The 17,551-nt window shown below is 29.9% G+C and carries 7 protein-coding genes; 1 reads left to right on the top strand and 6 read right to left on the bottom strand.

The annotated features are described in order from the left end of the window. Positions 1-31 precede the first annotated feature (31 nt). Positions 32-2,269 (bottom strand): carbohydrate-binding protein, encoded by a 2,238-nt coding sequence (locus GQS57_RS09995; protein ID WP_165732702.1) that lies wholly within the window; start codon positions 2,267-2,269, stop codon positions 32-34. Between the two features lie 331 nt (positions 2,270-2,600). Between GQS57_RS09995 and GQS57_RS09990 the strand changes: the two genes are divergently transcribed. After that, positions 2,601-4,847: a glycoside hydrolase family 3 N-terminal domain-containing protein gene (locus GQS57_RS09990; RefSeq protein ID WP_165732701.1), complete on the top strand. Its 2,247-nt coding sequence runs from the start codon at positions 2,601-2,603 to the stop codon at positions 4,845-4,847. A gap of 587 nt (positions 4,848-5,434) precedes the next feature. On the opposite strand, the gene GQS57_RS09985 is transcribed toward GQS57_RS09990, so the two are convergent. From GQS57_RS09985 to GQS57_RS09965, 5 genes are all read right to left on the bottom strand, one after another. Further along, positions 5,435-6,526: an endo-1,4-beta-xylanase gene (locus GQS57_RS09985; protein WP_165732700.1), complete on the bottom strand. Its 1,092-nt coding sequence runs from the start codon at positions 6,524-6,526 to the stop codon at positions 5,435-5,437. A gap of 19 nt (positions 6,527-6,545) precedes the next feature. Beyond that, the gene (locus GQS57_RS09980; protein WP_165732699.1) at positions 6,546-8,366 is read right to left on the bottom strand and encodes a glycoside hydrolase family 2 protein; all 1,821 of its coding nucleotides are present in this window, start codon (positions 8,364-8,366) and stop codon (positions 6,546-6,548) included. Between the two features lie 33 nt (positions 8,367-8,399). Continuing rightward, on the bottom strand, positions 8,400-9,962 hold the full coding sequence (locus GQS57_RS09975) for a RagB/SusD family nutrient uptake outer membrane protein (protein ID WP_165732698.1): 1,563 nt from the start codon (positions 9,960-9,962) through the stop codon (positions 8,400-8,402). Between the two features lie 31 nt (positions 9,963-9,993). Further along, positions 9,994-13,014, bottom strand: a complete 3,021-nt coding sequence (locus tag GQS57_RS09970; RefSeq protein ID WP_165732697.1) for a TonB-dependent receptor — start codon at positions 13,012-13,014, stop codon at positions 9,994-9,996. A 212-nt stretch (positions 13,015-13,226) separates the two neighbouring features. Continuing rightward, positions 13,227-17,351: a two-component regulator propeller domain-containing protein gene (locus GQS57_RS09965; protein WP_165732696.1), complete on the bottom strand. Its 4,125-nt coding sequence runs from the start codon at positions 17,349-17,351 to the stop codon at positions 13,227-13,229. Positions 17,352-17,551: the final 200 nt, after the last annotated feature.

Below are 17,551 nucleotides of genomic sequence, written 5' to 3'. Positions count from 1 at the left end.
TTAACATTAACTCAAAAAATCCCCCAAAAAATTATTTTGCCATGTGGTTAACAGCATTCAATAATAATGTTTCTCCCGTAGATGTTAAGGCATAACCACCAACATTTACAGCAAAAAACATTCTTCTTCCAGCAGCTACACCACCACCGGCATATGCGGCTGTATTTGCCTCCCATTCTGCGATAGCTACATTTCCTGAAGCGCTATCTGTAGCATAAATTGTACCATTACCAGCTGTAGTAACATCTGTAACATGTAAAGGTAAAGTAACTAAATCATCAGTAACTCCATCCGTAATATTTATACCAATAAATAAAGGATGGTTAGGATCTACAGACGTTACATTTAAGCTTCCACCTTCATCAAAACCTCCTGAATCAAATAACTGTAATCTAGAGTTTCTTGCTATATAAGAACTTAGAACAATTACAGGTGTGGTAACAGACATCCAATTAGCTCGTACCGTTTCATCACTACCAAAATTACCGCTATTCGTATTTCTAGATATAAGAACTAAATCATAACCATTTAAAGTAGCAGCACCTGTTGCGTCTAAATTATCCCAACTATTATTAACCGCATTAACAGTATGCCCTTTAGATTCTAACAATGCAATATATTCTAAATCATCTTCAGCATCACCTACCTTATCTGAAGCAAATGCAATGTTTAATGTAGTTGCAGAACCACCACCACCTGCGTTATCTGTTACAATTCCGCTTGTTAAATATTGTACAGAATTTAAATAAAGTTGTTGTCCCACATCAGTTAGTGCAAAAGGGCCAGCATTAACACCTAAAAACATTCTTTTTGCTAAAGGAGTACTTGCCCCTGTATAAGCTTCTATATTAGCTTCCCATTCTCCAATTGCTAAGAATCCTGTAGTTGGATCTGAAGCAATTAGTGAACCATTTCCAGCAGTAGTAACATCAGTAATATTTGTATTTCCACCAGATATTATATCGCCAGTTTCTCCACTTCCTGTTAAAGTAACTCCTGTAAATATTGGGTGCGATGTATTATCTACGTTAAAACTAGGTGAAGCGTTTTCAACAAAAGTTCCAGAATCAACAAATTGTAATCTTGAATTTCTTGTTATAAAGCAACTAGTTAACAGTAAAGGTGTTTTAACAGTCATCCAATTGTCTTTTACAGTTGGGTCTCCTCCAAAATTACCACTGTTAGTATTTCTAGATATAATAACTAAATCGTATCCGTTTAAAGCATTTACTCCAGCAACATCTAAATTATTCCAAGCACCATCTACAGCATCTACTTCGTAGCCAGCATCTTTAAGCATTGTTATATACCCAGCATCAACACCTGCAGAATCATCAGTTGCAAATGCAATACGATATGTAACATTTGTTTGCGTTGGTTTAATATTGATTTTATCTAAATTAGTATCAGCTCCAGTAAAATGTGTTCTAAATGTATTGGTTCCTGCTATTAATGTTACTGCAGGAATTGTTACGTTTGTATAACTATCCCATCCACCTGTATTTGCAAAATCACCTGTTTCACCTAATTCGGTTATAACTCCAGTTCGTGGAGCTATTTTTTGAAATTTAATTGATTTTCCTCCAGTAGTACTTCCAGAAGCAACTACAAATTCAATATCATAAACACCTGTTTCAGTAACCTCAACAGTATAATTTATCCATTCATCTGCTGCAGTATATCCTACACTTGTTAATAAACCATTAGTACTAACTTGTACATCTACACCATCATCATCTCTATAAGTAGCACTACCTGCTGTTTCAGCTAAGTTTTCTTCTTCAGTATCATTATATGCAACGCCTTGTCCGCCTTCATCGTAATTTTCAGCTTCAATAGTTCCTGGTACATTTACAGCAATTCCTCCAAAAGGAATTGGGAGTGGCAATGCATTTATAGGAGCAATTTGTACGTTAAATATTTTTTCAGATATCGAGTTATCAATATGTTTAATTGTTAAAACAACGTCACTTTTTAAAATTTCATCAAAAGAAGTATTATTAAAAGTTACGTCTACAACAGGTTCTGTTGATGTGGTAAGAGAGCCACCAGGAAACGTCCACTCTCTAGAATATACTTTAGTAGAAAGATCTGTAAAAGTTATAGTTCCGCCAGACTCAATATCCGTTGCACTTGCCGAAGCATTTGTAATTCCTTTTTCAAAAAGCGTTACCTCTCTTAATTCTTCAACCTCACAAGACAAAATAGTAATAACAAGGAAAAGAAGTAAATACCTCAGTTTAAATATGTGCATGTTTTTTAAAATCATGATTCAATTAGTTTTAAATTAATAATAGATAATCTATTTAGTTGAATGCAAAGGTTGTTAATAGTTGAAGTATTGTGGTGTCTAAAAAGTTTTCTTTAGGGTAAAAAATGTACACTTCCGCATTAAACCTCAAGTTTTTAAGGGAAATAGGTTCTTTATATCGGAAGACAAATTAAATAATGTGTTTTTAACTTATTAATAAAATTAGAAATTGTTAAAATTATTAAGTTGGACATTTACCCCCCTAAAGAAAATTTTTTGAAACATTCTTTTTTTTCCAAATTGAATAAATTTGAATATTCTTTATATTAAATTTTTAATAAATAATTATATGAAATATTATTTAGCATTTATAGTGCTTGTCTTTATAGGTTGCTCTGAAACTAAAGTTTCTAAAACTGAAGATAATCCAACAGAACAATTTATAGATAGTTTATTAACCACAATGTCTATTGATACTAAAATAGGACAGACCAACTTAAGAGGTACTTCAAGTAGAGCAAAAACACTATCTGAAGAACTAAAAGAAGATGTAAGGCAAGGAAATGTTGGTGCACTACTAAATGTAATGAATGTTGAGTTTGTAGACGAACTTCAAAGAATAGCTGTGGAAGAAAGTCCTAATAAAATACCTTTAATTTTTGGAAGAGATATTATTCACGGTTTTAAAACCATATTTCCTATTCCGTTAGGTTTGGCAGCATCTTGGGATACTGCAACAGCAAAAGCTTCGTCTCGAGTTGCTGCAATAGAATCTAGTTCTGTAGGAATACGTTGGACTTTTGCACCAATGTTAGACATTGCTAGAGATAGTCGTTGGGGTAGAATTGCCGAATCTCCAGGAGAAGATCCATATTTAGCATCCGTTTTAGGAAAAGCATATGTGCAAGGTTTTCAAGGAGACTCTCTAAATGACCCAACAAGTATTGCAGCATGTGCTAAACATTATATTGGTTATGGTGCAGCTATTGGTGGAAGAGATTATAATACGACCATAATTTCTGAACCAATACTGAGAAATGTGTATTTACCGCCTTTCGAAGCTGCTTTAGATGCTGGTGCAGCAACAGTTATGACTGCTTTTAATGAAATAAATGGGATTCCGGCTACGGGAAATAAATACCTTTTAAAAGATGTTTTAAGAGATGAGTTAAAATTTGATGGCTTTGTAGTAAGTGATTGGGATTCTGTGGTAGAAATGATTACACACGGTTTTGCTAAAGATGAAAAACAAGCAGCAGAATTAGCTGCCAATGCTGGTATGGATATGGAAATGACCAGTAAAGCATATGAGCATCATTTAAAGGAATTAATTAAAGAAGGAAAAATTACAGAGCATGAATTAGATGAATTTGTAAAAAATATTTTAAGAATAAAATTGAGATTAGGCTTATTTAAAACTCCTTATCGAGATAAAAATAGGGATACAAATTTTTATGCAAAAGAACATTTAGCTGAAGCTAAAGAAGCGGCTATAAAAAGTGCAGTATTACTTAAAAATAAAAACATATTGCCTTTATCAACTAGTACAAAAGTAGCTTTAATAGGGCCTTTGGCAGATGCTCCATTAGACCAATTGGGAACTTGGATTTTTGATGGAGAGAAAGAACATACTATAACACCACTTGATGCATTTAAAACAGCAGATATTAATTTTAAATATATACCTGCATTAACCCATAGTAGAGACAAATCTAAAAAGCAATTTAAAAAAGTTATTAATGATGTAAAAGGTGCTGATGTTATTGTATTTGTTGCTGGAGAAGAGGCTATTTTATCTGGTGAAGCACACAGTAGAGCAAATATAGATTTACCTGGAGCTCAAGAAGATTTAATAAAAGAATTAGCAAAAACCGGAAAGCCAATTGTTTTGGTAATTATGGCGGGAAGACCCATTACTATTACAAATATTATTGATGATGTTGATACTGTTTTAATGTCTTGGCATCCTGGTACAATGGGTGGTGAGGCATTGCAAGAAATTATTTTCGGAATAAGAGAACCTGAAGGAAGATTACCTGTATCTTGGCCAAAAGCAGCAGGACAATTACCGTATTTTTACAACCATAAAAACACAGGAAGACCTGCGAGTAAAGAGAACTACACTGCTATGGATGATATTCCTGTAGGCGCATGGCAAAGCTCTTTAGGTAACAAATCTCATTATTTAGATGTTGGCTACACTCCACATTTTCCATTTGGTTTTGGTTTAGGATACACAGATTTTACTTATGACAACCTTCAAATATCAAAAGATACTATTGGTTTTAATGAAGATTTAGTAATGAAAGTTTCAATAAAAAATACAGGAAAACGTGCAGGGAAAGAAATTGTACAGTTATACCTACAAGATATTGTTGGTAGTATTACACGACCTATAAGAGAATTAAAAGGATTTCAGCATGTCAGCTTAAAGGCTGGAGAAACAAAAGAATTAACTTTTAAAATATCATCTGAGCAATTAGAATTTACAAACCATAAAATAATTCGTGCTGCAGAAGAAGGTGATTTTAATATTTGGATTGGACCTAATGCAGCATCTGGTTTAAAAAAGTCATTTTATCTTAAAAAGAAATAGTTACCGTTACATTTTATTTAATATAGAAAATAGCTACCATTTAAATATGGTGGCTATTTTTTGTTTTAAAAATACTTATACATCAAAATTGAACAAGCGTAAAGCTCTAGATAATGGTTTTAAAAGCTTATACATATTGTAAGTGAAGTTGTAAATAAAAAGAAATTATTAAGGTAAGAAATCTCTGAAAGTATACTATTAAATAGAATTATGGAGGTAAATTAATATAGATTTAAGCTATTACTTTCATATGAATGATAAAATGATTTACTACTTAATTTAATAAATTAATACGAACTCATGCCTTTGTAGATTTATGAATACTTAGTCTTTTTCTATTAAAGCACATTGAAGTCTAAAGCAGAATAATATTAAACTTACACTCTCCCCTTTAATACACATTAATAAAACTAAATATTAATGTATTCAACTTCATTAAAATAAGTATAACAAGAACGTAATATTTTACTAAGAAATTCATTTTAGGGACTTAGAAAGGCTTTTAAATAAAATATTCCACAACAAAAAAGGCAGTAATAAATAGTTTATGACTGCCTTTTGTTACAAAAATGTAAATTAATATGTGATTAATTCAATCCATTTAGAAATCCTTGATATGCTAATTTTTTATTTAGATCGGCATCAAATAATAACGGAAATTCTTTTGGATGCCATTCTGTTTTTAACCATGAGTAATTGTCTGAAACTCCCCAAGTGGAAATTCCAAACTTTTGACTTTCTGGTAATGTTTCATACATTGCTACAATAGCTTCATAAATAACAGATTGTTGCTGAGCATTACCACTATATAAAGAGAAATCATTAGATTTATTTACATTTATTTTAATATCTAATTCAGAAATATGAATCAATAAATCTGTAGAAGCTAAGTCTGTAAAACCATCATTAATTTTAGTTAAACCAGTATCCGTACCATAATGAAATTGAGCACCAATACCATCAATAGGAAATCCTTCTGCTTTAAACCTAGAAGCCATGTTTTTAATTGATTCTCTTTTTCCTTCATCAATTACAACACTATAATCATTATAAAATAACTTCGTGTCAGGATCTGCGTCTTTTGCATATTGAAAACATCGTCCATAAAATGCTGTTGGATCATTAAAAAGTGGTGCAATTATATCTTCATTACGAGCGCCTCCATTATCTGCAAAAACCTCATTAACAACGTCCCAACTTTTTATTCTTCCTTTATATCTGCCAACAACATCTGATATATAGGTTTTTACTTTTGATTCAAAAGCGATAGAATCATTACTCTGGTTTTTAAACCAATCTGGAAACGTTCTATACCAAACCAAAGCATGTCCATGAACCTCTATATTATTGTCTTGTGCAAAATTCACCAAATAATCTGCTGCTTCCCAATTATAGTTGTTTTCAGATAGCCATAATTGGTCCATTTTCATTTCAAATTCTGCCGTCAATTGGTTAAAATTAGCTTTAAAAGCATCTGCATATTGAGCATCTGTTTTTAAAAGACTAGACTTTACTGCTGCTCCAACATTAAATTCAGCTTTTTCTTTTAAGCTAATTGTTGTTTCTACAGTTGTTCCTGATGGCTCAGCCCCTTGTACAAAAACAACTTTATCTTCGGTTGTGCAAGAAGTAATTAAAAGAAGCATAAATACTCCTATAATCTTAAAAATTTCTTTCATAATGTTTAATTTATTTTACTTATTTTTTTGATTCGTAATATGCCTTAAGAACATAAAATGCTTTTTTCTTTACACCATTATTAGAAATTAATCCTTTACGATTCCAGAAATCTTGATATACTGGGTTTTGACGTCTTGGTGATCTAAAATCAACTAAAATCCAAGGAGTCATTCCTCTAAAGCCATCAATTTTTTCTAGCATTTTTATTTGGTTGATATAAATAGCCTCTTGGTGTTCTTCACTCCACATAGTATCTTTATCTCCATGATAACCTGCTAAAGCACCTGCTCCAAATTCAGAAATTACTACAGGTTTATCAAACTTAATATGAAACTCATATTTATCTAATTCTTCTGGTTTACCCCAGTACCAACCACCGTATTCATTAAAACTAGCCAAATCTATTTTATCTCCTAAAGGATCATCTACAACAACAGTATAACCTTCTCTTTCTACTTCTAAAGCTGCAGCTACTAACCTAGTATTATCGATACTTCTAACTTTGTCTACCAAATTACCCATAAACACATTTCTAGGTTCTGTAACCGGAGTTTCATTACCAATAGACCATATAATAACACTCGCTCTATTTTTGTCTCGCTCTATACCAACTTCTAACTGATTTGCTGCGTTTTTATAAGTTTCTGCATTTGTCCAAGAAATAGTCCAATAAACAGGTACTTCTGCCCAAACCATTAATCCCATTTCATCTGCTAAACGAAGCATTTTTTCATCATGTGTGTAATGTGCCAAACGAACATAGTTACAACCTAACTCTTTAGCCCAAGTTAACAACATTCTCATATCTGCTTCAGATCTTAATCTCCCTTTTATAAGCGGGTTTTCATCATGTAAAGAAATTCCTTTTAAGAAAATAGAGTTACCATTTAAAAAAATGTCTTTTCCAACCGTTTTAATGGTTCTAAATCCTATTTTATCTGTTATTTTTTCTTGATCAGATGAAATAGAAACTTCATATAATTTTGGGTTTTCTGGACTCCAATAACTTATTTTTTTTGTAGGAATAGAAAACTTTACAAACCCATTTTCATCAACTTTATATTCTTTCTTTATCTTTAATTCAGGAATTTCTAGAGATACTGTTTCCTTATTTTTTGAATTATCAATTTGAATATATCCTTCTATTATTTTGTTTTCATCTTTAGCCAATTGAACTTTATAATCACTTATAAAATTTTGTGGTGTTTCTAATATTGATACATCTCTAGTTATTCCTCCATAATTCCACCAGTCTGTATTAATTGTAGGTATTTCATCTACCTTACGAGTATTGTCTACCATTAAAACAATAAAATTGTCACCAGTATTTAGTTTGTTTGTTACTTCAAACTGAAAAGGAGTAAAACCACCTTTGTGAGATCCTATTTTTTTACCGTTTAAGTAAATATTAGATTCATAATTTACAGCTCCAAAATGAATAAAATAACGTTTGTCTTTTTCTGGATTGATAACAAAATCTCTTTTGTACCAAAGTGTTCCTTCATAAAATTCTAATTTTTCTTTTTGAGAATTCCAATCTCCAGGGACTGTTAATGTTGGAGCAGAATCAAAATCATATTCTACTTTTTCACTTTTACCAGGATTTGTAATGTTTTCATAAAAGCCTCCTTTTCCTGTTTTAGACATATCAAACGGTTCTAACCTATAATCTAGATATCCCATTTGATAAGGATCTATAATATAATTCCATTCACCATTTAAACTTAATTTTTCTCTACTGCTATTGTTTTGAATCGTCTTTTGTGCAAAAACATTTATAAAAATGGTGCAGAAAATAATGATACTTAATAGCTCTTTTCTCTTAATTATTTGTAACATATTTTAATATTTTTCTGTTTATAAATCTTATTTTTAATACCCAGGGTTTTGTGGAAAAGTTCCCATTGCATCTATTTGAGATTGCGGAATAGGAAGTCTAACCATGTGAGGTTGCATAGGTTCTGGAGCTACATTACTTGAGTTAGATCCATAACGATAATGCAAATTTTGTCTCTCTACTAATAAACCTAATCTCTTTAATAAAAACCAACGATTTTTTTCGAAAGCCAATTCCCTTGCAGATTCTTCTAAGTACGTATCTAATGTAAAAGAAGTGAAGTTATTGGTTGTATTACCATAAGCTCTTTCTCTAATTTTATTGATGTATTCTAGCGCTTTAGACTCATTACCAGCTCTCCATTGTGCTTCTGCACCTAACAAAAGTGTTTCTGCAAAACGGTAATACATGTGATCTTTCCAACTTTCATTTTTTAATGCTGCTTTTTCTGCATCATAAAACTTTTTTAAACTAAAGTGATATCTTCTATAATTATCATCATAATCTGTAACAGGAATTACTTGCCCAAACCTAGGAGAATCTGGGTTGTTTGCTACATAAGTTTCTGGGTAGTAATACGTACTATAACGTTTGTCATTTTCTTTATCATAAAGATTTTCTAAATAATCATTAGGAAATGACCAACCAAGTGCTTGTCCCCCATTTTCTATTTGTGCTATAAAATCTCCAGATCCCTGTTCATATAAACGATGTGTAAAAACACTACCAAACCAAGATCCATCTCCACCTGCTAAAACATCATTTGCATTATCTATATCATTACCACCAAACAATTCATCTCTAGTGTAAGCAAATAAGGTTTCGCTGTGTTTTAAGTTTTGACCAAAAACAGTATTTAGATCTACTAAAGCATGACCACTATCATTAATAATTGCATCAAACTGAATTACAGCTTCTTCCCAATTACTTTCCCACATAGCTACTTTACCTTTTATGTGTCTTGCAGTAGCTTTATTATATCTTCCATAAGACTCATTATACGATAAGTTTTCTACAGCAAATTTTAAATCATCATTAATTAATTTATACACATCTGTTGGATTCGCCGGTTCGTAAACGATAACGTCATTTAAGTTTTCTGGTGTGGTTGCAATCGTATCTAGAAGAATATTATCATACATTCTTAATAGATCAAAATAAACTTCTGCTCTTATAACTTTAGCTTGTGCTAATAAATGATTTCTTTTAGTAACATCCATATCAATACCTTCTGCAGTATTAATGATGGCGTTTGTTCTATCAATAATTAAATACCCATTTACCCATTTATTAGCAGCAAAATTACTAGGTGTATGATTTGGACCATAAGGCCTGTGAAATGTTCTCGTTAAACCAAGATCTGTACCTGCTAAAAAGAAGATATTAGATATCAAACGATCATCAAAACCACCAGGTGCATTGTAAGATCTCATTAAATTGTATAATGCGTTTACTCCAACATCTAAACCTTCTTCTGAAGTGTAGATATAATCTACAAATACTTCATCAAAAACCTCTTCTTCTAAAAACTTTTCACACGAAATATTTAATGTCGAGATTAGAAAAGCTAAAACAAATAATATATTTATATTTTTCATCTTCTTATTTATTTATAATTCTTATTTAATTTTAAAATCCTACTTGTAAACCAACTACAACAGAAACTGCCTCTGGGTACTCATTTGGAGATTTTTCTGGACTATAAGATTGAAAATCTGTAATGGTTAACAAATTACTACCTGTAACATAAAACCTTAATTTATTAAGACTTAATGACGTTAAAGTTTTTTGAGGTATTGAATATCCTACTGATACATTTTGTAAACGAACATAAGAAGCGTCTTGTAACCCTTTAGATATTAATTGTGTAGGGTCATCAGATTCATTTGGTCTAGGAAAGCTACCTCCTGGATTTTCTGGTGTCCAATAATCTTGTTTAATTCCATTTTTAATACCTCTTAGAGAACCTCCTTCTAGATAACCATATAAGAAAGAGTTATCTTTAGTAATTCCCTGAACAGTAGTGATATTTGCAGAAAAGTCAATTCCTTTATATTCTGCTCCTAAATTTAAAGTTCCAAACCAATCTGGTGTTAAATCTGTTATTACACGATCGTCTGCATTTATAATACCGTCATTATTTTTATCTAATAACTTTACATCTCCAGGTTTTGCATTTGGTTGAGCCGAACTAATAATATCTTCCCCTTCTTGAAAAATACCTATAGGTTTATACCTATGAGCAACTTTTGTTGGACTACCAATAAATAATTGGTTAGCAACATCATCATCTTCTACACCATCACCGTCACTATCTATACCAGAAAGACTAAGTATTTTATTATTGTTTTTAGAGAAAATTAATCCTATATCTAATTTAAAATCGGTATCTCTAAGAACTGCTGTATTAAAAGACACTTCTACTCCTTGGTTTTCTACTTCACCAAGATTTACCAATTGACTAGAATAGCCTGTTGCAGCATTTAAACGAATAGGAAATAATAAATCTTTTGTTCTTGTATTATAATACTCAACTGTAGATGTTACTCTATTACTCCATAAACCAAAATCTATTGCAGCATTAAATGTTGTTGATGTTTCCCATTTTAAATCTGGATTAGAAATTTCATTATCACCAACATAACCAGATACTTTAATACCATCTATTATGTATTCTCTTAAACCAGCTGTAGCAATACTTCCGTAAGGATCTATACCTTCATTACCAACACTACCGTAACTAAATCTTAATTTTAAATTATTAACCGCATCAACTTTTTCCATGAAAGATTCTTTATGAATATTCCATCCTAAAGCAGCTGCTGGAAAAAATGACCACTTATTATTTGCACCAAAAACGGTTGAACCATCTGATCTACCAGAAACGGTTAAATAATATTTTGAATTATAATCATATTGTACTCTTGCAACAAAAGAAAGTAAGCCTCTAATATAACCAGTTGTGGTTGGTGTGTTTGTTTCTGCTGCTTCTAAACCATTAATACCTAAAATATCATTAGGTATATTATTGGCAAAATTATAAAACCTATTAGATTCCTTTTGGCTAATACTATGAACACCTGTTAAATTTAAATTGTGTTTAGAGTCTGTATTAAAATCAGTGGTATAAGTAAAAATGTTTTCTAACTGTAATTCTACAATATCATTGTAACTAACACTACCGTTTGCTAAACCACCACTAGAAATACCTGTTATAGAATTTGTAGAGTTATACGATAAAGCTTTTTGGTTCCAAGCTCTTCTACTTGCATTTAATCTATATTTAAAACCTTTAAATGGAGTTACGTCCATAAAAATATTTATAATATTATTACTATTACTATCGTCTGTATTTGTTTCTTTTAAATTGATTAAAGGATTTTTGTTTTCTTCAAATCCACTTGGTTCTATTCTTAAAGATCCATCATCATTATAAACTTTACCTAAAGGTGATGTTGTAATTGATGAAAGAATTATGTTACCAACATTTGGTCTATTTGAATTAGCATATTGAAAAGAAGTGTTTAATCCAATTTTTAACCAATCATTTAATTTTTGATCAACATTTAATCTTGCAGTTACTCTATTATAATCAGAGTTTTTAATAACACCTGTTTGATTAAAATAATTTAAACTGGTATACACACTCATTTTATCTGTACCAGAGGCAATACTTAAATTGTGGTTTTGTGTACTACCAACACCTATTATCTCTTTTTCCCAATCTATATAATTACCTGAATTTATACTTGATAATTCTAAATCAGAAAAAATTTGATCATCTGGTAAAAAAACTCCTAAATTAGAATTTCTACTAGCTTCTCTTTTCAGTTGAGCAAATTCCTCTCCACTATAAATATCAAAATTTCTGTTTATGGTTTGTATTCCTGATGAACCATTGTAAGAAACAGACATCTTACCTTCCTTACCTCTTTTTGTAGTAATTAATACAACTCCATTAGATGCTCTAGCTCCATAAATTGCTTGTGCTGCTGCATCCTTTAAGATTTCCATAGAAGCAATATCATTTGGGTTAATATCATTAATATTTTCTATAGGTACACCATCTGCAATCACTATAGGACTGTTTCCTCCACTAATAGAGTTCTGACCTCTAATAAGAATCTCTGAAGAACTACCAGGACCTCCATCTCCAAGTGTAACCTGTACACCAGCAGCTTTACCTCTTAACATTTCTCCTACATCAGATGTAGCAACTTTCATCATCTCTTCTGTTTTAACAGATGCCACAGAACTAATAAGATCACTCTTTTTCTGTGTACCGTATCCAACAACAACTATTTCATCTAAAGACACCGCATCAAATTTCATAATTATGCTAAGCTCAAATGAATCTTCAATTAACTTAGATACTGTTTTCATACCTATATATGAAAATTGTAAAGTATCTCCTTTTGCCGCCTTAATGGTAAAATTACCATCAAAGTCTGATTGCGTACCCGTTGTGGTACCTTTAATAATTATGCTAACACCAGGTATTGGCATATTGGTATCATCCGTTATTACTCCGGTAATTGTTTTCTGTTGTGCATTTATAGTATTATAAAAGCTACACATAAAAATAATTAAGCTTACTTTAAAAAGTTTTTTAGCTCGATTAATCATATTTGTTTGTTTGTATTCTTCCATATTTAAATCTTTCTTAGAATTTAGTTGATTTTTAATTTAACCATCGGAATTGAAAATAGGCTGTAGCAAAGATTCAAATAAATGAAAGTTAGATAGGGTTAAATACATTCATTTTTTGGGGTATGAATGTGTTTTCTTTAAGTTTAAAGGGGTTATAGGAAGATAAATTCTACTATTTTTTAAAACAATAAAAAGTTATTAGACTATTAATTTTATTTTTCTAGCATCTTTTTTCTGTATTCGGAAGGAGAAACCTCAAATACTTTTTTAAATTCTTTGCTAAAATGTTTACGATCATTAAAACCAACTAAATAAGTAACTTCAGAAACGTTACAATTTGTTTTAATTAATATTTCTGAAGCTTTTTTTAACCTTAAATACTTAATTAAACTGGCAACAGAATGATTGGTAAGTGCTTTTACTTTTTTATACAAAACCGTTCTACTCATTCCTATTTCAGAAACCAACCCATTAACATCAAACTCTGGGTTTTCTATATTTTGTTCAATCAATTTCATTAACTTCTTAATAAACAACTCATCTGGGTCGTCTATTTTATCTAGTTTAGAGTCTATAATAAAACTTCCACTAAACTTTTGTCTTAATATTTCTTTGGAAGACAATAAGTTAATAATATTTAATTTTAAAACTTTAATACTAAAAGGTTTGCTTATATATGCATCTGCCCCAATAGTTAATCCTTCAATTCTACTTTGTGTAGAAGCTTTTGCCGTTAATAAAATGATTGGAATATGATTGGTTCCTTCACTAGTTTTAATATGCTTACAAAACTCAAAACCATCCATTTCTGGCATCATTACATCACAAATAATTAAATCTGGAATTTCTTTTACCATATAATCAAGAGCATCTTGTGCTTTAGAAAAATCGATAATATGATATTCTTCTTGTAGAATATCTGTTATAAATTGTCTAATATCTCTTTCGTCATCAATTATTAAAAGCGTTTTTTTGCTAGTATCATTTTCAAAATTTTCTTGTTCATGACTACCATTGTTGTTTTGTATAATTTGAGAAATAGGTGTTTCTATAGTTGGTATAATAGAAACTGGATCATCAATTGTTATCTTGTTTTCTATTGCATAAGGTGTTTTTAAATGTTCTTTACCTTTCTGTAATGAGATTTTAAAGACAGTATTAGTCCAAGAACTATCTTCATTTTCGATCGTTAATTTTCCTAAATGTAGCTCTACAATTGTTTTAGATAATGCCAAACCAATACCACTACCTACATTTTTATATCCTCTTTCATTTAATTGAAAAAAGCTTTTAAAAACGTTGGTTTTACTACCTTTTGGAATACCAATTCCATTATCCTTTATTTTTATTTCTACCCAATTATTATCCTCTGCTACTTCTTCAATAGAAAGTACTATTTTCCCATTTTTCTTAGTAAATTTAAAAGCATTACCTAACAAGTTGTAGATAACTTTTTCCATTTGATATGTATCAAATAAAAGAGGGATTGCTTTAGAGTTCATTACAAATTTGTAATCAATATTCTTTTTAACTGCAAGTCCCTTAAAAGATTCAAAAATATCGAAACAAAATTGTACAATATCTTTTTCTTCGCAAAAGAGTTTAGCTTGCTTACTTTCAATTTTTCTAAAATCTAAAAGCTCATTAATCAGGTTTAATAATCTTTCTGAATTTTTCTTGATATTTAAAAGTTTTTTATAGTTTTTTTCATCCTCTTTATTTAATTCTAAAAGCTCTTCTACAGGGCCTTTAATAAGAGTTAAAGGTGTTCTTATTTCATGAGATATATTCGTAAAAAAGTCTAACTTCATATTATAAAGCTCTTTCTGTCTTATACTTTCTGTTTGTTTTAATACAAGCGCCTGTTTAATGTACATTTTACTTCTAATAAAATTCATAATTAAAAAGATAATAGACAATAAAAGCAGTAGGTATAGAAAATAAGCTAAATTAGTTTGCCACCATGGTGGAAGTATTTTAATTTTTAATGATTTTACTAATGTTGGGTTTTCTAGACCTTCTTGATGTAATGATTTTAACTTTAAAACATAGGTTCCGGCTTCTAAAGCGGCCAAGTTTATGTTATTTTGCGTACCAATATTCTGCCAATCACCTTTATCAAAGGTGCTCTCTAATTTATAGGCGTAATTATTTTTTTCGGTATGAATAAAATTTAAAGAACTAAATTGAAGTCCTATAAATTTTTGATTATGGTTTACCGTTATTTCCGATGCTTCAGAAATATCTTTTTTTAATATTGGGTTATCTATAGAGAATTTCACTTCTTCATTATTAACCATTAATTTTGTAAGAACTATTTCACTTTCTTTTTTTGTTTTTTTAATGGTGTTTGGATCAAATAACACGAAACCTTTACCACCTCCAAAAGCAATTTTATTTTCTATATTCTCAGAACAATTAATGGAATAACTTTTAACAGTAATTCCGTTTTTAGTACCATAACTTAGAATTTCTAGATTTGATTTTATAAAAGGAACACTAAATTCATTAAATTTTATTTTAAACAGTAAATTATTAGAACTTACCCATAAATTACCATCATTATCTTCTGCAATACTTTTTATAGTATCATCGGTTAACCCAAGACCTTCATCTATTAGATAAAACTTATTATTATTTTTATCAAAATAAGTTAAACCTCCATATCCTAAGCCAATCCAAAGTCTATTTTTAGAATCTGTAAAAACAGTAGTTAATGTATTGTTAGGTAGTGAATATGCTTTTTCACTTTTAAAATAAGTTGTAAATGTTGACGTGTTTTTATTATAAAAATCTAGTCCGAACTGTGTAGAAATCCATAAACCTTCTTCAACTTTATTTATGTCTATAATAAAGTTATCACTAATAGAGTTCTTAGAAGTATCTTTAATATAATTTTTAATATCACCGTTTTTAGAAACTTCAATTAATCCATTTCCGTCTGTACCAACCCAAATAGTTTCGTTATCTACAGCAAGAGAAGTTACTTGAACATCCTTATCATTTATGGTTATTTTACGAAATGTTTTTTTCTTTTTATTAAATTCGAATAAGCCTATTAATGTTCCACATAAAAGAGTATTCTCATTTTTATTTTCAACAGAATTTATAACGTTTGCACCATTTCCATTAAAGGAATTTATAAAATAAGATTTTCTAACGCTAGTTTTAAAGTTTAAATGATTTAAACCACCTCCATTTGTTCCTGCCCATAATGAGCCGTCAACATCACTGGCTAATGCATTAACAATACTATTGTTTAAACCAAACTCTCCTTCTATACTTTCATTTATATTAACAAAATTAGAATTACATTCATTATAAAAGTTAATACTACCAATCTTTGTTCCTAACCAAACACTGTTTTCTCTATCTTTTAATAAACTAGTTATATTATTATCACTAATTGTTGATGCTATTATTTGATTGTGTTGATAGCTAAAAAATTCTTGTGTATCTTTTTTAAAAACATTTAAACCGTTATCTGTAGCAAACCAAATAGTATTAGTATCAATAGATAAAATATCTTTTACATTATTAGATGAAATAGTATTTTTATCACTTTCTAAATGTTTAATAGCTATAAATTTATTACTACGTTTCGAGAACATATATACCCCTGCACGTTCCGTTGCAAACCACAAATCTCCTTGGTGGTCCTTTACTATTTTTAAAATTCTATTTTGATGAAATAACTTGTTCTCTTTTATTGATAAAGGTAATTCTATTGCTAAACCTGTTTCAGGATTAAAACTTTTTAAACCAGCATTTGTGCCAACTAAAACACCATGTTCTTTATCGTAAAATAAAGAATATACCTTGCTATTACTTAAACTAGGATTTGTTGTTTTAAAAACATCTTTTAATAAATGATTTTCCTTATCAATTTTTCTTACGCCTCCAAAAGTACCAACCCACAAATTGTTTTGATCATCTTCTACAAACGAAGAAATATAGTTTCTACCTCCTTTTGTTTTTAGAATATCAATAATTTTAAAATCATTTGTATTTCTATTATAAAGGTTAACTCCATGATTTGTTCCAACCCATAAATTTTCATTTACATCCTCGTAAATAGTATTTATCTTGTTATCGCTAATAGTACCATCTTCTCTATTTTTGGTATAATATCGTATAAAATTATAACCGTCATAACGCAATAAACCATTATCTGTTCCCATCCAAATAAACCCTCTTTTACTTTGAGTAATTACAGAAATATTACTTTGAGGAAAGTTGTCGTTGTATTCTACTGTATTAAACTTTAAATCTAATTTTTGAGCATTAGAAGAAAACGAAATAATAAATAGCAGAAAATAGAAATATATGTTTTTCATGAGGATGTTATTACTCTAATAGCTTAAAAAAAATAAACTTATGTAAAATAAGCTAACCTTAGAAACTTAACAAATAATATATTTTATTTTTTATTAAAGGTAATGTTTCTTGTTATTTAAAGTACTCATTAAATTGAGCATTTGGTATTAATAAAATTAACTTCTTCGAACATTTCTTACAATTAAGAGTTGTTCAAAGA

The organism is Polaribacter sp. 20A6 (assembly GCF_011378915.1).
In the GTDB taxonomy this organism is placed as follows: domain Bacteria; phylum Bacteroidota; class Bacteroidia; order Flavobacteriales; family Flavobacteriaceae; genus Polaribacter; species Polaribacter sejongensis.
This window is presented reverse-complemented; position numbering and strand designations above follow the sequence as displayed.

Coding starts and splice junctions, on each gene's coding strand:
- GQS57_RS09990 (WP_165732701.1), top strand. CDS start 2,601: ATGAAATATTATTTAGCATTTATAGTGCTTGTCTTTATAGGTTGCTCT.
- GQS57_RS09970 (WP_165732697.1), bottom strand. CDS start 13,014: ATGGAAGAATACAAACAAACAAATATGATTAATCGAGCTAAAAAACTT.
- GQS57_RS09975 (WP_165732698.1), bottom strand. CDS start 9,962: ATGAAAAATATAAATATATTATTTGTTTTAGCTTTTCTAATCTCGACA.
- GQS57_RS09980 (WP_165732699.1), bottom strand. CDS start 8,366: ATGTTACAAATAATTAAGAGAAAAGAGCTATTAAGTATCATTATTTTC.
- GQS57_RS09985 (WP_165732700.1), bottom strand. CDS start 6,526: ATGAAAGAAATTTTTAAGATTATAGGAGTATTTATGCTTCTTTTAATT.
- GQS57_RS09995 (WP_165732702.1), bottom strand. CDS start 2,269: ATGATTTTAAAAAACATGCACATATTTAAACTGAGGTATTTACTTCTT.
- GQS57_RS09965 (WP_165732696.1), bottom strand. CDS start 17,351: ATGAAAAACATATATTTCTATTTTCTGCTATTTATTATTTCGTTTTCT.